Below are 17,507 nucleotides of genomic sequence, written 5' to 3' on the forward strand. Positions count from 1 at the left end.
CCGGATCATAGGGCGGGGCGGGCTCCTGCGGCCCGCCCCGGGCGCTTCAGCCGCTGCGACGCGACATCAGCCAGGGCTCCACCACGCCAAGACCACGCACCGGCCGCTGCCACATCGGCTGCAGCGCGAAGCGGTACGAGGGGGGCTCCTCGCCCTCCTTCTCCGCCGCGGCAGCTTCCTCCGCCGCCTCCGCCTCGGACGCCGGCGCGTCCCCCGTGCGGCAGAGTTCTTCCGCGAACGCACCGTCCACCAGCACCGCGTTCCTCGGCGCTATCGATGTCAGCCGGCTCGCCAGGTTCACCGTCGTGCCGAAGACGTCGCCCATCCGCGTCGTCACCGTCCCGAAGGCGATGCCGACCCGCAGCGCGGGCATCGACTCGTCGTTCGTCATCGTCTCTATCAACCGCAGCGCGATCTCCGCCGCCGTGCCCGCGTCGTCCGCCGCGTACAGGACTTCGTCGCCGAGCGTCTTGATCAGCCGGCCGCCGTGCGCGGCGACCAGGTCCGCGGAGGTGGTCTCGAACGCCTCGACGAGTTCCCCGAGTTCCTCCTCTTCGAGGCGCCGGGTCAGGCGGGTGAAGCCCACCAGGTCCGCGAAGCCGACCGCCAGACGGCGGTCCACCATCTCCTCGTCGTCCGCCGCCTGGACCACGCGCCCGGTCGCCGCCGCGAGCTGGCGGCGCCAGACGTAGACCAGGAACTCCTCCAGCTCGGGCAGGAGCAGCTCGACCAGGGGGTAGGTGACTTCCGTACGCGTCATTCCGGGCTCGGGCGGCTCGGTCAGGCCCTCCAGGAAGGAGTCGATCTGCCATTCCGCCAGCCGGGCGGTGGTCTGGCCGGTCGAGCGCGCCACCTGCACCGCCATCGGCTCGCTGAGCAGGCCCGCCTCGACCAGACCGGCGAGCCGTCGCAGGGCCAGTACGTCCGCCTCGGTCAGGGCCTTGGCCTGGCCGATGTCGGCGAAGCCCATGGCCCGCCAGAAGCGGGAGGCGAGCTCCATGGAGACTCCCGCCGTGCGGGCGGCCTGAAACGGTGTGTAGCGCCGGTCCGCGCCAAGGATCAGCTGCTCCAGCCGGATCGCAAGGGGGTCGTCGGTCGGCTCCACGGTGTGATCGACCTCGTGGTGCGGCGGATGCACCGCGGCCGCCCCGGCCGGCGGGCCCGCCACCGACCCGGAAGCCGTGCCCGCGGCCGACCCGGCGGACGAACCCGGGGGCGAGGAGGCGCCGGACGGCGACGATGACGAATTCGACGGGGAGGACGCGCCGGAGGAGGAGCCCTCCGGCGGCAACGCGCCCGCGCCGGAAGTGGTGTCGTCGACGGTCACCAGCCGCCTCCTGCCCGTTCCCTGCGCACTGCCCTGCCGATCTGTCGCTCGATCGCCTCAACGATACGGCAGGTGTGCCCTAGCTCACGTCCCGGCCGCACAGTTCATCCGGCCGGCCGCAGGTGCACGATGTCGCCCGCGCTGACCGCCTGCCGGCCCCCGCCCTCCGTGGACAGCACCAGCCGCCCGTCGCCGTCGATCGCCACCGCCTCGCCGATCACCGAGCGTTCGCCGGGCAGCTCGGCCCGTACGCTCCGTCCCAGCGTCGCGCAGCCCGCCGCGTACGCCTCCTGGAGCCCCGAGAGTCCCGGGTCCCCGCCCGCCGCGCGCCAGTCGCCGTACCACTGCTCCAGCGAGCGCAGCACGGCCCGCAGCAGCGGGTCACGGTCGGTGGAGATCGCGTCGGCGAGCGCGAGGGAGCCCGCCTCCGGCACCGGCAGTTCCTCGGTACGCAGCGTGACATTGAGGCCGATACCGACGACCACGGCGTCGTCGCCCGCCCGCTCGGCGAGGATTCCGCCGGTCTTGCGCTCCTCGCCGTCGATCTTTACCAGCAGGTCATTGGGCCATTTGAGGTACATGTCCACTCCGGCGGCACGGGCGAGACCCGTCGCGGAGGCCACACCGGCGAGCAGCGGCAGCCAGCCCCAGCGCTCGACCGGGATGTCCGCTCCGGGCTTCAGCAGTACGGAGAAGAACAGCCCGGAGCGCGGTGGCGCCGTCCAGGTGCGGTCCAGGCGTCCGCGCCCGGCCGTCTGCACCTCGGCGACGAGCACCGCCCCCTCCTCGAGGGACCCGGCCCGGGCCGCCAGATCGGAATTGGTGGACCCGGTCTCGGGCACGATGTCGAGAGAGGTCCACAGCCCGCCCGGCTGCAGCAGCGAGTGGCGCAGCGAGGCTTCGTTCAGCGGCGGCCGGTCGAGGTCGGACCAGCGGCTCCGGGGCGCATTCTCAGGCGTCATGCAAGCCAGGTTAGGTGTGGCAAACGACGCACTGCCGAACCGTAGGCGCGCCGATACGCTACGAGTCAGTAGCCACCGACCCCGTGACCAGCCAGGGAGCCGCATCCCGATGTCCGAGCCGGAACAGATCGACATTCACACCACCGCAGGAAAGCTGGCGGATCTGCAGCGCCGTGTTGACCAGGCGACGCATGCCGGTTCCGCGCGCGCGGTGGAGAAGCAGCACGCCAAGGGCAAGTTGACCGCCCGTGAGCGCGTCGATCTGCTGTTGGACGAGGGCTCGTTCGTAGAGCTGGACGAGTTCGCCCGGCACCGCTCCACGGACTTCGGCATGGAGCAGAACCGCCCCTACGGCGACGGTGTGGTCACCGGCTACGGCACGGTCGACGGCCGCCCGGTGGCGGTGTTCTCCCAGGACTTCACGGTCCTCGGCGGGTCCCTGGGCGAGGTCTTCGGCCAGAAGATCATGAAGGTGATGGACTTCGCGCTGAAGACGGGCTGCCCCGTCGTCGGCATCAACGACTCCGGCGGCGCCCGTATCCAGGAGGGCGTCATGGCCCTCGGCATGTACGGCGAGATCTTCCGCCGCAACACCCATGCCTCCGGCGTGATCCCGCAGATCTCACTGATCGTCGGACCGTGCGCGGGCGGCGCCGTCTACTCGCCCGCGATCACCGACTTCACGGTGATGGTCGACCAGACCTCGCACATGTTCATCACCGGACCCGATGTCATCAAGACGGTCACCGGCGAGGACGTCGGCTTCGAGGAGCTGGGCGGAGCCCGTACGCACAACTCCACCTCCGGTGTCGCGCACCACATGGCGGGCGACGAGAAGGACGCCGTCGACTACGTCAAGTCGCTGCTGTCGTACCTGCCGTCCAACAACCTGTCCGAGGCACCGGCCTTCCCCGAGGAGGCCGACCTGGAGACCACGGACGAGGACCGCGAGCTCGACACCCTCATCCCCGACTCCGCGAACCAGCCCTACGACATGCACACGGCCATCGAGCATGTGCTGGACGACGGCGAATTCCTGGAGACGCAGTCGCTGTTCGCGCCGAACATCATCACGGGCTTCGGCCGGGTCGAGGGTTACCCGGTCGGCATCGTCGCCAACCAGCCGATGCAGTACGCGGGCTGTCTCGACATCAACGCCTCCGAGAAGGCCGCGCGCTTCGTGCGCACCTGCGACGCCTTCAACGTCCCCGTTCTCACCTTCGTCGACGTGCCCGGCTTCCTGCCGGGCGTCGACCAGGAGTACGGCGGCATCATCCGCCGCGGCGCGAAGCTGATCTACGCCTACGCGGAGGCGACGGTCCCGCTGATCACGGTGATCACGCGCAAGGCCTTCGGCGGCGCGTACGACGTCATGGGCTCCAAGCACCTGGGCGCCGACCTCAACCTGGCCTGGCCGACCGCGCAGATCGCGGTCATGGGCGCACAGGGCGCGGTGAACATCCTGCACCGCCGCACCATCGCGGCCGCGGAGGACGTCGAGGCGACCCGCGCGGAGCTGATCCAGGACTACGAGGACACGCTCCTCAACCCGTACATCGCGGCGGAGCGCGGCTACGTGGACGCGGTGATCATGCCGTCGGACACCCGGGCACAGGTCGTCAAGGGCCTGCGTCAGCTGCGTACGAAGCGGGAAAGCCTGCCGCCCAAGAAGCACGGCAACATCCCCCTCTAGGAAGGGACCTGACGATGATCAAGGTCGTACGGGGAAATCCCACCCCGGAGGAGCTGGCCGCCGCACTCGCGGTGGTCCAGGCACGCGCCGCGGCGACGGCCGCGGCGGCGGAGGGCGGCGCGCCGCTCCCGCCGCAGCAGTGGTCGGACCCGGCGCGGATCGCCCGCACGCGAAGGCCGGTGCCCGGCCCGCGGGCGTGGGCCCGCAGCTGCTGGCCCGTGTGAGCAACCGGGGCCAAACCCCCGTCGGTGGGGCTGGCATGTCAGCCCCACCGACGACTGAGGACCCGGACTCCTCGAGGAACAGCAGACCCCTGTGATCCTCGTAGCCCTCGACACACCGAGAATGTGGCCCGTTGTCACCCCGCCGGTTGAGTACCCGTACTCAGGCGCGGCCCGGCTCCCCGCAGCAGGATCGACGGCATGCTGTGGTCCGACCCGGAGAACGAGCCTCCGAAAGAGCTGCGCGAGACGCAGGCGATGATGCGCCGCGCGGGCCTCCTGCTGGCCTTCGCCATGGTGGTGCTGATGTTCGTGGTCGGGCTGCGCTGACCATCGATGTCGGGCTGCGAACCGCCGCCTACGATGACCCCATGACCGCTCACCGCCCCCGCCTCGTCCTCGGCTCCGCCTCCCCCGCGCGCCTCAATCTGCTGCGCCAGGCCGGACTCGCCCCCGAAGTGATCGTCAGCGGCGTCGACGAGGACGGGCTGAGCGCACCGACCGCGGCCGAGCTGGCCCTGGTGCTCGCCGAGGCCAAGGCCGCCGTCGTGGCCGCGCGTCCCGAGGCCTCCGGCGCGCTGGTCGTCGGCTGCGACTCGGTCCTCGAACTCGACGGCGAGGCCCTCGGCAAGCCGGCCGACGAGGAGGAGGCCATCGCCCGCTGGAAGAGCATGCGGGGCCGCTCCGGCATCCTGCAGACCGGCCACTGCGTGACGGACACGGCGACCGGCCGCAGCGTGTCGGCGACCGCGTCGACGACCGTGCGCTTCGGCGAGCCGACGGACGCCGAGATCGCCGCGTACGTCGCGAGCGGTGAACCGCTGCACGTGGCGGGCGCGTTCACGCTGGACGGCCGCTCGGCGGCGTTCATCGACTCCATCGACGGCGACTACGGCAACGTCATCGGGCTCTCGTTGCCGCTGCTGCGCACGCTGCTGGCGGAACTCGGCTTCTCGATCACGGATCTGTGGACGGACTGAAGCACCCCCGCCCCACGCCCTGGACGTCAGTCGACCGTCAGAATCACGTCAGACTCGACACCGGCTCGGGGCCAGGCGAGGGCGGACTCGTGCCCGCCTCACGACCGGCTCGGATGCCACTAGGCGGGTGCGGTGCCGTGCGTCGGAGCGGGCTCCTTGTGGGCTTCTTCCTTCTGTGGCTTCCCGCCATTTCCATACGCGACCAGCACCAGGACGATCAGTCCGAGCACCACCATCATGAACGCGAACGCCTCCCAGCCGACGAGACCCACCGTGAGAGCGCCGAGCACCCCGTGCGTGATCGCGCACGAGATCAGCAGGATCCGGGCGACCCGCCCCGGGGCCCGGTCGCGCAGGCCGGTCAGCAGCATGGTCACACCGCATGCGGCGAGGTAGAGGCCGAAGACGCCGCCCATCACCCATGTGCCCGTGACCATCGCGTCCGGGTCCATGTCGGCGAGCGACATGCTCTGCTTCTCGACGAACGTGGCGAGGATCCCGTTGATCACCACGATGCCGATGGCCTCCACCAGCAGAACAAGCGCGGCCACCACGGCCACCGGTCTGCGCGCCACGGCGCCCCCAACCCTCTGTTACCGGAAGTACGTACGACATCGCGAACGCTACTAACGGGTAAAGGGCGGGACAAGAGGCGCGGCACGCTCGGTCTTACAGCAAAGGACCGTTGGGCCATTCGTAGGGACTCCACAAAGAAACGCGCCCGGCCGCTGGCGCCCAGAACAGAGACCTGTGCCACACCACAGGGTTACTGTGCGAGGAAGGAACCCGTCGTACCTTGGTGCGACAAGGGATTTCGCGACTTGCGCGAGCCTCGAATCACGCTCCGTGTGGGAAAGCTCACCATTGGGGACGGGTCGAAGGACGGTGTGCGGCTTCCCTAAACTCAGCTTGTTTCAAGGAGGGAGCCATCGTGCGCAAGGTGCTCATCGCCAACCGTGGCGAAATCGCTGTCCGCGTTGCCCGTGCCTGCCGGGACGCCGGGATCGCGAGCGTAGCCGTCTACGCCGATCCGGACCGGGACGCTCTGCATGTCCGCGCGGCCGACGAGGCGTTCGCTCTGGGCGGTGACACCCCGGCCGCCAGCTATCTGGACATGGCCAAGGTGCTCCAGGCCGCGAAGGACTCGGGAGCGGACGCCATCCACCCCGGATACGGCTTCCTCTCGGAGAACGCGGACTTCGCGCAGGCCGTGCTGGACGCCGGTCTGACGTGGATCGGCCCGCCGCCGCAGGCGATCCGTGATCTCGGTGACAAGGTCGCCGCCCGTCATATCGCCCAGCGCGCCGGAGCGCCGCTGGTCGCCGGTACGCCCGACCCGGTCTCCGGCGCCGACGAGGTCGTCGCCTTCGCGCGGGAGCACGGGCTGCCGATCGCGATCAAGGCGGCGTTCGGCGGTGGCGGCCGCGGTCTGAAGGTCGCCCGCACCCTCGAAGAGGTGCCGGAGCTGTACGACTCCGCGGTGCGCGAGGCCGTCGCCGCCTTCGGGCGCGGCGAGTGCTTCGTCGAGCGCTACCTGGACAAGCCGCGGCACGTCGAGACCCAGTGCCTGGCCGACACCCACGGCAATGTCGTCGTCGTCTCCACGCGTGACTGCTCGCTGCAGCGCCGCCACCAGAAGCTGGTCGAGGAGGCGCCCGCCCCCTTCCTGTCCGAGGCGCAGAACGCCGAGCTGTACGCCGCGTCCAAGGCCATCCTCAAGGAGGCCGGTTACGTCGGCGCGGGCACCGTCGAGTTCCTCGTCGGTGTCGACGGCACGATCTCCTTCCTGGAGGTCAACACCCGTCTCCAGGTGGAGCACCCGGTCACCGAAGAGGTCACCGGCATCGACCTGGTCCGCGAGATGTTCCGTATCGCCGACGGCGAGGAGCTCGGCTACGGCGACCCGGCGGTGCGCGGTCATTCCTTCGAGTTCCGCATCAACGGCGAGGACCCGGGCCGAGGCTTCCTCCCGGCCCCCGGCACGGTGACCGCCTTCGCGCCGCCGTCCGGCCCGGGTGTGCGCCTCGACGCGGGCGTCGAGACCGGTTCGGTGATCGGCCCGGCCTGGGACTCCCTGCTGGCCAAGCTGATCGTCACCGGCGCGACCCGTCAGCAAGCGCTGCAACGTGCCGCGCGTGCGCTGGCGGAGTTCAACGTCGAAGGCATGGCCACCGCCATCCCCTTCCACCGCGCGGTCGTCGCTGACCCGGCGTTCACCGCGGACCCCTTCCGGGTCCACACCCGGTGGATCGAGACGGAGTTCGTCAACGAGATCAAGCCCTTCGCGGCGCCCGCCGACTCGGAGACCGAGGACGAGCCGGGCCGTGAGACGGTCATCGTCGAGGTCGGCGGCAAGCGCCTGGAGGTCTCGCTGCCCTCCTCGCTGGGCATGACGCTGGCCCGCACCGGCCTGGCCGCGGGCGCCAAGCCCAAGCGCCGCGCCGCGAAGAAGTCCGCGTCGGCGGCGTCCGGTGACACCCTCGCCTCCCCGATGCAGGGCACGATCGTCAAGATCGCGGTCGAGGAGGGCCAGGAGGTCCAGGAGGGCGACCTCGTCGTCGTCCTGGAGGCGATGAAGATGGAGCAGCCGCTGAACGCGCACCGCTCCGGCACGATCAAGGGCCTGTCGGCCGAGGTCGGCGCGTCGGTCTCGTCCGGTGCGACGATCTGCGAGATCAAGGACTGACGTCCGGCTGAGTGTGTACGAGCGTGGGGCCTGCCCGGTACGACGAGGGGCAGGCCCCACGCCTGCATCCTGGACACTGAACGCCGGGGGCGCAGGGAGGAGAGCGATGGCAACCGGTACATCAGTGGGCTCGGCGCGGCCGATGCGGGCCGACGCGCGCCGCAACTACGAACGGCTGCTGACCGAAGCGCGCGCCGTGTTCGCCGAGTACGGCACCGACGCCTCGCTCGAAGAGATCGCCCGGCGGTCGGGCGTGGGCATCGGCACGCTGTACCGGCACTTCCCCAACCGCCACGCGATGATGAGCGCGGTCTTCCAGGAGGCGCTGGCCTCACTGGTGCAGCGCTCGGGCGAACTGGCCTCGGCGGAGCGGCCGTGCGGGGCGCTGGTGGACTGGCTGCGCGCGCTCATCACTCATGCGGGTGAGTACCGCGGGCTGGCCCGAGCCCTCATGTCGGCCTCGCACGACGAGACTTCGGCACTGTCGGCCTGCAGCGTGCCGCTCCGCGAGGCGGGCGAACGGCTGCTGCTCCGGGCGCAGGAGAGCGGTGCGGTGCGGCCGGATGTCTCGATCGGCGACCTGATGCAACTGACGAACGCGATCGCGCTGGCGGCGGAAGAGGAGCCGGGGGACACGGAGTTGGCGGACAGACTACTGACGCTGACACTGCGGGGCCTGAAGGCGGAGGGCGGGGCGTAGCCGGTTCGGGCTGCCGGGCCGCCGCAGGGTGCGGGTCTGGGCGGTTCGGGGCGCCCGGTGCCGTGTTGTTCGGGTTCCGGGTCCCCTCCGGGCTCGACTCCTCGGCGTCGGCGGCAATGAGGGGTTCGCAAGGGCACCCGGTGTTGGCCGCCAATCGCCTGCGGGGACGACCCTGCACGGCCCCTCCCCACCGGAACGGCAAGGCAGCGGGACGCCCGGGTTCGCCCCCGCCTGCGGGGACGACCCTGCACGGCCCCTCCCCACCGGAACGGCAAGGCAGCGGGACGCCCGGGTTCGCCCCGGGAACCACCCACCGGGCATCAAGCACCAACGCCCCCCGGCCCACGGCACCCACGAACCCGGTGCCCAACAGCGGCTCGCCCGCGAAAACAACCACCGGACAGCAACCACCAACGCCCCCCGGCCCACGGCACCCACGAACCCGGTGCCTACAGCTATCGGCGGCGGAGGTCCGCCACCCTCGCCGCTCTCTCCCCCGGCGGCTCCGACGTCAGGGCGCTGCGCAGCTGAGGGCCCGGCCCGGCGCCGCCGCGGGTGCGGCGTTGGGTTGGGAGGGGGACGTCTCGGCGGGACTGGCGGCCGCCCGGGGCGGCCGTGTCCGGCGGGGCGCCCGCGCCCGCCACGGTGATCTGGACGCCCTGGTCCGCCAGCGCCTGGAGTTCCGTCGCCGCCCGGTCGTCGTGCGTCGTCGGCTCGTCCGTGACCAGCCGCGTGATCACATCCGTCGGCACCGTCTGGAACATCGTGTCGGTGCCGAGCTTGGTGTGGTCCGCGAGGACCACGACCTCCGCCGCGGCCTGGACCAGGGCCCGGTCGACGCTCGCCGAGAGCATGTTGGACGTGGACAGGCCCCGCTCGGCCGTCAGCCCGCTCCCCGAGAGGAACGCACGGGACACCCTCAGGCCCTGCAGGGACTGCTCCGCCCCGCTGCCCACCAGCGCATAGTTGGAGCCACGCAGCGTCCCGCCGGTCATGACGACCTCGACCCGGTTGGCGTGGGCCAGTGCCTGGGCAACAAGCAGGGAGTTGGTGACGACGGTCAGTCCGGGGACGCGCGCGAGCCGGCGGGCCAGCTCCTGCGTCGTCGTCCCGGCTCCGACCACGATCGCCTCGCCTTCTTCGACGAGGCCCGCGGCGAGATCGGCGATGGCCGTCTTCTCCGCGGTCGCGGACAGGGATTTCTGCGGAAAGCCGGACTCCCGCGTAAAGCCGCCCGGCAGTACCGCACCGCCGTGACGGCGGTCGAGGAGTCCTTCTGCCTCCAGCGCACGCACGTCGCGTCGTACGGTCACTTCGGAGGTCTGGACGACGCGGGCGAGCTCACGGAGCGACACGGCCCCGTTGGCGCGCACCATTTCAAGGATCAATTGGCGACGTTCTGCAGCGAACACGGAACTGACAGTAACCTGACCGACCGATACTTTTCAGCACTATGCGCCGAATAACAGAAGTTGCACACAGACAGGGTCGCCAAGTGGTATGGGCGGCCCGGAAGTTGATCGTTCGCCGCGTGGAGTGCCCGGGGTTCTTCGGGTTTACTCCCGCATCACGCTTCGCCGGCCGCCTTGCGAGTGTGCAACTGCCGTGCCACCTCGGCGATCGACCCCGACAGAGACGGGTACACGGTGAAGGCGTTTGCGATCTGTTCCACCGTCAGATTGTTGTCGACCGCGATCGAGATGGGATGGATCAGTTCGCTGGCGCGCGGCGAGACGACCACGCCGCCGACCACGATGCCCGTGCCCGGACGGCAGAAGATCTTGACGAAGCCGTCCCGGATGCCCTGCATCTTCGCGCGCGGGTTGCGCAGCAGCGGCAGCTTCACGACACGGGCGTCGATGATGCCGCCGTCGACGTCCGCCTGGCTGTATCCGACGGTGGCGATCTCCGGGTCGGTGAAGACATTGGACGAGACGGTCTTGAGGTTCAGCGGCTGCACCGCGTCGCCCAGGAAGTGGTACATCGCGATACGGCCCTGCATGGCCGCGACGGAGGCGAGCGCGAAGACCCCGGTGACGTCGCCGGCCGCGTACACGCCGGGAGCGCTCGTACGCGAGACCTTGTCGGTCCAGATGTGGCCCGAGTCCCTGAGGCGGACGCCGGCCTCCTCCAGGCCCATGCCCGCGGAGTTCGGGATCGCGCCGACCGCCATCAGACAGTGCGAGCCGGAGATGACGCGGCCGTCGGAGAGCGTGACCTCGACCCGGTCGCCGACGCGCTTGGCGGACTCGGCGCGGGAGCGGGCCATGACGTTCATGCCGCGGCGGCGGAAGACGTCCTCCAGGACCGCGGCGGCGTCCGGGTCCTCGCCCGGCAGCACGCGGTCGCGGGAGGAGACGAGGGTGACCCGGGAGCCGAGAGCCTGGTAAGCGCCGGCGAACTCGGCGCCGGTGACGCCGGAGCCGACCACGATGAGCTCCTCGGGGAGCTCGTTCAGGTCGTACACCTGGGTCCAGTTCAGGATCCGCTCTCCGTCGGGGAGGGCGTCCGGGATCTCGCGCGGGTGGCCGCCGGTCGCGATCAGCACGGCGTCCGCGGTCAGCGTCTCCTCGGTGCCGTCCGCGGCGGTCACGACCACCGTGCGTGAGCCGTCCATCGCCTGCCGGCCCATTAGCCGGCCGCGGCCGCGCATCACCCGGGCGCCGGCCCGGGTGACGGAGGCGGTGATGTCGTGGGACTGGGCGAGCGCGAGCCGCTTCACCCGTCGGTTGACCTTGCCGAGGTCGACGCCGACGATCCGGGCGGCCTGCTCCATCGGCGGGGTGTCGTCGGCCACGATGATGCCCAGCTCCTCGTGCGAGGAGTCGAAGGTGGTCATCACCTCGGCCGTGGCGATCAGGGTCTTGGAAGGTACGCAGTCGGTCAGCACGGACGCCCCGCCGAGGCCGTCGCAGTCGACGACGGTCACCTCCGCGCCGAGCTGGGCGCCCACCAGGGCCGCCTCGTATCCGCCGGGTCCGCCGCCGATGATCACGATCCGGGTCACTGGGGTTACGCCTCGCGCTCTCGTTCGTTCTGCCGGGGTTCGGGGGTCGGCCCCTTTGGACTGCAGTACGTCCTCCATTGTCCCGCACGGTTCACGTGCCTTCGCCCCGGGTCCCTCCAGCGGTGCACCGCAACCACGGGTGCCCCTCCCGTACCCTCGATCCCATGTCGCTCTACGCCGCGTACGCCGGCAACCTCGACGCGCGGCTGATGTCCCGCCGCGCCCCGCACTCACCGCTGCGCGGCACCGGCTGGCTCAACGGCTGGCGGCTGACCTTCGGCGGCGAGCAGATGGGCTGGGAAGGGGCACTGGCCACGATCGTGGAGGCGCCGCGCTCCCAGGTCTTCGTCGCGCTGTACGACATCGCCCCGATGGACGAGGACTCGATGGACCGCTGGGAGGGCGTCGGCCTGGACATCTACCGGCGCATGCGGGTCCGGGTGGACACCCTGGACGGCGAGGAGCCGGCCTGGGTGTATGTGCTGAACGGGTACGAGGGCGGGCTGCCCTCCGCGCGGTATCTGGGCGAGCTGGCCGACGCGGCGGACTCGGCGGGCGCTCCCCACGACTATGTGATGGAGCTGCGGAAGCGGCCTTGCTGATGCGTTTACCGTCGCGTTCGTGGGAAACGACAAGGCAACGATCCGAAGACCGTGTGCTGCGTCATCTACGCGCGTAGGAAATGACCGGCTACCCTCGTCGGCGTGAACGCATCTGTGAATCCGGACCTCAACGGCGTTAGCGCCGACCCCCACGCCGCAGCCGACGCCGCCGCCGCGCGCCTGCGCGAGCTGACCGGCTCCGAGACGCATGACGTAGCCCTGGTCATGGGCTCCGGCTGGGCGCCGGCCGCCGACGCGCTCGGTATGCCAGAGGCCGAGTTCCCGGTCACCGAGCTGCCCGGCTTCCCGCCGCCCGCGGTCGAGGGCCACGGCGGCAGGGTCCGCTCCTACCGCATCGGCGCGAAGCGGGCGCTGGTCTTCCTGGGCCGTACGCACTTCTACGAGGGCCTCGGCGTGGCCGCGGTCTCTCACGGGGTGCGCACGGCGGTGGCCGCGGGCTGCAAGACGGTGGTCCTGACGAACGGCTGCGGCGGTCTGCGCGAGGGCATGCGCCCCGGACAGCCGGTGCTGATCAGCGACCACATCAACCTGACGGCGGCGTCGCCGATCATCGGCGCGAACTTCGTGGACCTGACGGACCTGTACTCGCCGCGGCTGCGGGCGCTGTGCAAGGAGATCGACGCGTCGCTGGAGGAGGGCGTGTACGTCCAGTTCCCCGGCCCGCACTACGAGACGCCCGCGGAGATCGGCATGGTCCGCGTGATGGGCGGCGACCTGGTCGGCATGTCCACGGTCCTCGAGGCGATCGCGGCGCGGGAGGCGGGCGCGGAGGTCCTGGGCATCTCCCTGGTCACGAACCTGGCGGCGGGGCTTTCGGGCGAGCCGCTGAACCACGAGGAAGTGCTCCAGGCGGGGCGGGATTCGGCGGCGCGGATGGGTGAGCTGCTGACGCGGGTGCTGGACCGGATCTGACGTTCCCGCGGTGCGGGCGGCGGTAGCTGGCGCGTGGGGCCGGTGCGCGGCGACCGTACGCGCGTGCGGGCGGGGCGTAGCCGGTTCGGGCTGCCGGGCCGCCGCAGGGTGCGGGTCTGGGCGGTTCGGGGCGCCCGGTGCCGTGTCGTTCGGGTTCCGGGTCCCCTCCGGGCTCGACTCCTCGGCGTCGGCGGCAATGAGGGGTTCGCAAGGGCACCCGGTGTTGGCCGCCGATCGCCTGCGGGGACGACCCTGCACGGCCCCTCCCCACCGGAACGGCAAGGCAGCGGGACGCCCGGGTTCGCCCCCGAAACCACCCACCGGACAGCAACCCCCAACGCCCCCCGGCCCACGGCACCCACGAACCCTGGAAACGCGAAACCACCCACCGGGCATCAACCACCAACGCCCCCTGGCCTACGCTCACCACGGACGCTGGAAACGTGGGGACGACCCTGCACGGCCCCTCCCCACCCGCGGGGGGACGCGCGGCCCGAGGCCGCAGGAGGTACCCCCTGTCCGTACCGCCTCAGCACCCGGCCGGCGGCAGCCTCGCGCCGCTCACGGGCACCCCGGCGCACGTCGAGGGCCGGATGCGGGGCGGTTCGCCCCCCACGCACAGGAACGCGAACGCTCCGCGGTGTCAGGGGGATGCGGGGCCCACATCTCCCCGGTGTACGCCGGATGTTCTGCGGCGAAGCCGCTGACGCACCGGGCTGCGGCGCGCAGCCGCCGCACAGCCGGGGAAGGGGCGGGGTGGGGGAACAAGCCATGCGCCCCCGCCACCTCACCCCGCTCACGCGTACGCCCGTCCAGAATGGTCGGGCGACCAAACCACACGAGAGGCGGACCAACCGTGCAGCAGGACCTCATCGCGCGGGCCAGCGCGTGGCTGGCGGAGGACCCGGACAGTGAGACCCGGGACGAGCTCGGCAAGCTCATCGAGACGAACGATCTCGACGAGCTCGCCGCCCGCTTCAGCGGCACGCTGGAGTTCGGGACGGCCGGGCTGCGCGGCGAGCTCGGGGCCGGGCCCATGCGGATGAACCGCGCCGTCGTGATCCGCGCGGCCGCCGGGCTGGCCGCCTATCTCAGGGCGAGGGGCCAGGGCGACGGCCTCGTCGTCATCGGGTACGACGCCCGTTACAAGTCCGCCGACTTCGCGCGCGACACCGCCGCTGTGATGGTCGGCGCCGGGCTCCGCGCCGCCGTCCTGCCGCGCCCGCTGCCGACCCCCGTCCTCGCGTTCGCCATAAGGAAGCTCGGCGCGGTGGCCGGGGTCGAGGTCACCGCCAGCCACAATCCGCCGCGCGACAACGGCTACAAGGTCTACCTCGGCGACGGATCGCAGATCGTGCCGCCCGCCGACGCCGAGATCGCCGCGGAGATCGCCGCCGTGGCGAGCCTCGACGACGTGCTGCGGGCCAAGAGCGGCTGGGACACGCTCGGTGACGAGGTCCTGGAGGCCTATCTGGCGCGTACGGACGCGGTCCTGACCTCTGGCTCGCCCCGCACCGCCCGCGTCGTCTACACGGCCATGCACGGCGTCGGCAAGGACGTACTGACCGCCGCTTTCGCCCGTGCCGGATTCCCCGCGCCCGTCCTCGTACAGGAGCAGGCCGAGCCCGACCCGGCGTTCCCGACGGTCTCGTTCCCCAACCCGGAGGAGCCGGGGGCGATGGATCTCGCATTCGAGACCGCCCGCCGGGTCCAGCCGGACATCGTCATCGCCAACGACCCCGACGCGGACCGGTGCGCGGTCGCCGTCGCCGACGGCGAGGACTGGAAGATGCTCCGCGGCGACGAGGTCGGCGCGCTGCTGGCCGAGCACCTCGTCCACAAGGGCGCGCGCGGCACCTTCGCCGAGTCGATCGTGTCCTCGTCGCTGCTCGGGCGGATCGCCGACGCCGCGGGGCTGCCGTACGAGGAGACACTGACCGGCTTCAAGTGGATCGCCCGCGTCGAGGGCCTGCGGTACGGCTACGAGGAGGCGCTCGGCTACTGCGTCGACCCCGAGGGCGTGCGCGACAAGGACGGCATCACGGCCGCCCTGCTCGTCGCCGAGCTGGCCTCCGAACTGAAGGAGCAGGGCCGCACCCTGACCGATCTGCTCGACGACCTCGCCGTCGCGCACGGGCTGCACGGCACCGACCAGCTGTCCGTGCGGGTCGAGGACCTGAGCATCATCGCGAACGCCATGCGCAGGCTGCGCGAGCAGCCGCCGACCGTGCTCGCCGGGCTGCGGATCGTCTCGGCCGAGGACTTGAACCGGGGCACCGAGAAGCTCCCGCCGACGGACGGCCTGCGGTACTACCTCGACGGCGAGTTCACGGCGCGTGTCATCGTGCGCCCGAGCGGCACCGAGCCCAAGCTCAAGTGCTACCTGGAGGTCGTGGTCCCGGTCGCGGACGCGAGCGAACTCTTGAGCGCGCGCCGGCGGGCCGCCGAGATCCTGGACGGGATCAAGCGGGATCTGGCAGAGGCCGCGGGGATCTGACGCGGCATCCGACCGACGTCGGCGTGGCTGGGGGCGTACATGCTGCTGGTGTGGAAGCGCCCGCCGCAGGGGGCTCCGGCAGGCGCCTTGTGTGGCGGGCCCGGGTGGACGGACCCGCGCCCCGCACCCCGCACGGCCGGACGCTCAGCCGGTCGCCAGCAGGATGACCAGCAGCACCGCACCCGCTGCCGCCGGCGCCGCGATCTCGTACGCCCAGCGAACCAGCGGCTCCCCCTTCGCGCCGGGCCGATCCGCATTGCGCTCCGCCAGCTCCCGCAGTTGCTCGATCGCCTGGTCCGCGGTGGGTTTCCGCGGCTCGTGGCCCTGGACCTCCGGGCCGGCCGGCGTGGCCGCGTGGCCGCCGCGCGCGAACGGGCCGTTCGCGGTCCGCAGCGGACGCCGCACCGCCTTCTTGCGCGCCCGCAGCGAAACCGGGATCGCCCACAGCTGATACTTCGCGTCCTCCGTGAGGACCTCGCTGGAGTACCCGGCCCGTATGTCCGTGACCGCCGACCACGGAAGGGCGATCGTCCGGAAGGGGTTCCTGACCCGCATCCGTTCGTCGTTGGCGAACACCGCGGGCCGCAGGGTGAAGGCGATGATCAGCGGGACGGCGAGCAGCGCCACGGCCAGGGCCACCCACGGCGTACGCCCCTCGCCGCGGACGACCGCGTCCCCCGCGAGCCAGGCGATGAGCGCGAGCAGCACCACTCCCCCGGCCATCCCGGCGGGCGACCGGAAGACCCGGTCGGCGTAGGTGGGCTCGGTGGGCTGCTGGGGACTCGTCATGACTCCGATTCTGCCGTACGTCTCCGGACCGGCCGTTCCGGTCCGTCCCACGCCGGTGTGCACGCCGGTAGGCACGCCGGTGAGCCCACCCGCGGGACAAGCCCTCGCCCCCGCCCCCTGTACAGGCCGCTACGCGCGTAGATATGCTCATCTGGTGACCATGCCCACCATCCCCACCGCATTCGCTGACGTGACCGCGTCCGACAGCACACTGCGGCGCTTCCTCCACGGCCTGCCCGGCGTCGACGCCGTCGGCCTGGAGGCCCGCGCCGCAGGGCTCGGTACGCGTTCGATCAAGACAACGGCCAAGGCGTACGCCATCGATCTGGCCATCTCGATGATCGACCTGACGACGCTCGAAGGCGCGGACACCCCGGGCAAGGTCCGGGCGCTCGCCGCCAAGGCCGTCCGTCCCGATCCGACCGACCGCACCACCCCCTCGACCGCGGCGGTCTGTGTCTATCCCGACATGGCCGCGATCGCCGCCGAGGCCCTCAAGGGCTCCGGCGTCAAGGTCGCCTCCGTCGCCACCGCCTTCCCGGCCGGCCGCGCCGCGCTCGACGTGAAGCTCGCGGACACCCGCGACGCCGTCGCCGCCGGGGCCGACGAGGTCGACATGGTGATCGACCGCGGCGCCTTCCTCTCGGGCCGCTACCTCAAGGTCTTCGAGGAGATCCGCGCCGTGAAGGAGGCCGTGGGCCCGGCCCGGCTCAAGGTCATCTTCGAGACCGGCGAGCTCTCCACGTACGACAACATCCGCCGCGCCTCCTGGCTCGGCATGATCGCCGGCGCGGACTTCATCAAGACCTCGACCGGCAAGGTCGCGGTCAACGCCACCCCCGCCAACACGCTGCTCATGCTGGAGGCGGTGCGCGACTACCGCGCGCAGACCGGCATCCAGGTCGGCGTGAAGCCCGCGGGCGGCATCCGCACCAGCAAGGATGCGATCAAGTTCCTGGTCCTGGTCAACGAGACCGTGGGTGCAGACTGGCTGGATAACCACTGGTTCCGCTTCGGCGCGTCGAGCCTGCTCAACGACCTGCTCATGCAGCGTCAGAAGCTCGCCACCGGCCGTTACTCCGGACCCGACTACGTGACGGTGGACTGATC

Annotated in this window: 16 protein-coding genes; 10 read left to right on the forward strand and 6 right to left on the reverse strand. The window is 71.4% G+C overall.

The genetic code is table 11. The annotated features are described in order from the left end of the window. Nucleotides 1-46 precede the first annotated feature (46 nt). Entirely contained in the window at nucleotides 47-1,138 is a 1,092-nt protein-coding gene (locus tag FBY35_RS13345; protein ID WP_399208385.1) for an adenylate/guanylate cyclase domain-containing protein, read from the reverse strand. A gap of 293 nt (nucleotides 1,139-1,431) precedes the next feature. After that, nucleotides 1,432-2,289 carry a biotin--[acetyl-CoA-carboxylase] ligase gene (locus FBY35_RS13350; protein WP_142214016.1) on the reverse strand — a complete coding sequence of 286 codons (858 nt, stop codon included), beginning with the start codon at nucleotides 2,287-2,289 and terminating at the stop codon, nucleotides 1,432-1,434. Between the two features lie 109 nt (nucleotides 2,290-2,398). On the opposite strand from FBY35_RS13350, the gene FBY35_RS13355 reads away from it, so the two are divergent. From FBY35_RS13355 to FBY35_RS13365, 4 genes are all read left to right on the forward strand, one after another. Next, complete coding sequence (locus tag FBY35_RS13355) at nucleotides 2,399-3,982, forward strand: acyl-CoA carboxylase subunit beta (RefSeq protein WP_142214017.1); 1,584 nt, start codon at nucleotides 2,399-2,401, stop codon at nucleotides 3,980-3,982. A gap of 14 nt (nucleotides 3,983-3,996) precedes the next feature. Beyond that, nucleotides 3,997-4,206 carry an acyl-CoA carboxylase epsilon subunit gene (locus FBY35_RS13360; protein ID WP_142214018.1) on the forward strand — a complete coding sequence of 70 codons (210 nt, stop codon included), beginning with the start codon at nucleotides 3,997-3,999 and terminating at the stop codon, nucleotides 4,204-4,206. Nucleotides 4,207-4,404: 198 nt separating this feature from the next. After that, complete coding sequence (gene mmpB, locus FBY35_RS37080) at nucleotides 4,405-4,533, forward strand: morphogenic membrane protein MmpB (protein ID WP_260848603.1); 129 nt, start codon at nucleotides 4,405-4,407, stop codon at nucleotides 4,531-4,533. A 41-nt stretch (nucleotides 4,534-4,574) separates the two neighbouring features. Beyond that, entirely contained in the window at nucleotides 4,575-5,183 is a 609-nt protein-coding gene (locus tag FBY35_RS13365; protein WP_142214019.1) for a nucleoside triphosphate pyrophosphatase, read from the forward strand. Nucleotides 5,184-5,302: 119 nt separating this feature from the next. On the opposite strand, the gene FBY35_RS13370 is transcribed toward FBY35_RS13365, so the two are convergent. Next, nucleotides 5,303-5,758, reverse strand: coding sequence for a hypothetical protein (locus FBY35_RS13370; protein ID WP_142214020.1), 456 nt, complete (start codon nucleotides 5,756-5,758; stop codon nucleotides 5,303-5,305). 356 nt (nucleotides 5,759-6,114) lie between these two features. Between FBY35_RS13370 and FBY35_RS13375 the strand changes: the two genes are divergently transcribed. Together FBY35_RS13375 and FBY35_RS13380 are read left to right on the forward strand one after the other, a co-directional pair. Then, nucleotides 6,115-7,869 (forward strand): biotin carboxylase N-terminal domain-containing protein, encoded by a 1,755-nt coding sequence (locus tag FBY35_RS13375; protein ID WP_142214021.1) that lies wholly within the window; start codon nucleotides 6,115-6,117, stop codon nucleotides 7,867-7,869. A 106-nt stretch (nucleotides 7,870-7,975) separates the two neighbouring features. Beyond that, nucleotides 7,976-8,569, forward strand: coding sequence for a TetR/AcrR family transcriptional regulator (locus tag FBY35_RS13380; protein WP_142214022.1), 594 nt, complete (start codon nucleotides 7,976-7,978; stop codon nucleotides 8,567-8,569). Nucleotides 8,570-9,024: 455 nt separating this feature from the next. Here FBY35_RS13380 and FBY35_RS13385 read toward each other — a convergent pair whose 3' ends face one another. Then, entirely contained in the window at nucleotides 9,025-9,981 is a 957-nt protein-coding gene (locus tag FBY35_RS13385; RefSeq protein ID WP_142214023.1) for a DeoR/GlpR family DNA-binding transcription regulator, read from the reverse strand. A 155-nt stretch (nucleotides 9,982-10,136) separates the two neighbouring features. Further along, nucleotides 10,137-11,576: an NAD(P)H-quinone dehydrogenase gene (locus FBY35_RS13390; RefSeq protein WP_142214024.1), complete on the reverse strand. Its 1,440-nt coding sequence runs from the start codon at nucleotides 11,574-11,576 to the stop codon at nucleotides 10,137-10,139. A 164-nt stretch (nucleotides 11,577-11,740) separates the two neighbouring features. Between FBY35_RS13390 and FBY35_RS13395 the strand changes: the two genes are divergently transcribed. The 3 genes from FBY35_RS13395 to FBY35_RS13405 all read left to right on the forward strand — a co-directional run bounded on the left by FBY35_RS13395 (nucleotide 11,741) and on the right by FBY35_RS13405 (nucleotide 15,608). After that, the gene (locus FBY35_RS13395; RefSeq protein WP_142214025.1) at nucleotides 11,741-12,178 is read left to right on the forward strand and encodes a gamma-glutamylcyclotransferase; all 438 of its coding nucleotides are present in this window, start codon (nucleotides 11,741-11,743) and stop codon (nucleotides 12,176-12,178) included. A 102-nt stretch (nucleotides 12,179-12,280) separates the two neighbouring features. Further along, a complete protein-coding gene (locus tag FBY35_RS13400; RefSeq protein ID WP_142214026.1) occupies nucleotides 12,281-13,111 on the forward strand; it encodes a purine-nucleoside phosphorylase in 831 nt (276 codons plus the stop codon). Nucleotides 13,112-13,967: 856 nt separating this feature from the next. Next, nucleotides 13,968-15,608: a phospho-sugar mutase gene (locus tag FBY35_RS13405; protein WP_186356929.1), complete on the forward strand. Its 1,641-nt coding sequence runs from the start codon at nucleotides 13,968-13,970 to the stop codon at nucleotides 15,606-15,608. Nucleotides 15,609-15,752: 144 nt separating this feature from the next. On the opposite strand, the gene FBY35_RS13410 is transcribed toward FBY35_RS13405, so the two are convergent. Then, nucleotides 15,753-16,397 carry a PH domain-containing protein gene (locus FBY35_RS13410; RefSeq protein ID WP_142214028.1) on the reverse strand — a complete coding sequence of 215 codons (645 nt, stop codon included), beginning with the start codon at nucleotides 16,395-16,397 and terminating at the stop codon, nucleotides 15,753-15,755. Between the two features lie 160 nt (nucleotides 16,398-16,557). Between FBY35_RS13410 and deoC the strand changes: the two genes are divergently transcribed. After that, complete coding sequence (gene deoC / locus FBY35_RS13415; protein WP_142215049.1) at nucleotides 16,558-17,505, forward strand: deoxyribose-phosphate aldolase; 948 nt, start codon at nucleotides 16,558-16,560, stop codon at nucleotides 17,503-17,505. Nucleotides 17,506-17,507 lie beyond the last annotated feature (2 nt).

It is taken from the genome of Streptomyces sp. SLBN-118, from assembly GCF_006715635.1.
GTDB lineage: Bacteria > Actinomycetota > Actinomycetes > Streptomycetales > Streptomycetaceae > Streptomyces.

Excerpts from the sequence above, each read along its gene's own strand:
- FBY35_RS13350 (WP_142214016.1), bottom strand. The coding sequence starts at position 2,289 with ATGACGCCTGAGAATGCGCCCCGGAGCCGCTGGTCCGACCTCGACCGG.
- FBY35_RS13355 (WP_142214017.1), top strand. The coding sequence starts at position 2,399 with ATGTCCGAGCCGGAACAGATCGACATTCACACCACCGCAGGAAAGCTG.
- FBY35_RS13360 (WP_142214018.1), top strand. The coding sequence starts at position 3,997 with ATGATCAAGGTCGTACGGGGAAATCCCACCCCGGAGGAGCTGGCCGCC.
- mmpB (WP_260848603.1), top strand. The coding sequence starts at position 4,405 with ATGCTGTGGTCCGACCCGGAGAACGAGCCTCCGAAAGAGCTGCGCGAG.
- FBY35_RS13365 (WP_142214019.1), top strand. The coding sequence starts at position 4,575 with ATGACCGCTCACCGCCCCCGCCTCGTCCTCGGCTCCGCCTCCCCCGCG.
- FBY35_RS13380 (WP_142214022.1), top strand. The coding sequence starts at position 7,976 with ATGGCAACCGGTACATCAGTGGGCTCGGCGCGGCCGATGCGGGCCGAC.
- FBY35_RS13395 (WP_142214025.1), top strand. The coding sequence starts at position 11,741 with ATGTCGCTCTACGCCGCGTACGCCGGCAACCTCGACGCGCGGCTGATG.
- FBY35_RS13410 (WP_142214028.1), bottom strand. The coding sequence starts at position 16,397 with ATGACGAGTCCCCAGCAGCCCACCGAGCCCACCTACGCCGACCGGGTC.
- deoC (WP_142215049.1), top strand. The coding sequence starts at position 16,558 with ATGCCCACCATCCCCACCGCATTCGCTGACGTGACCGCGTCCGACAGC.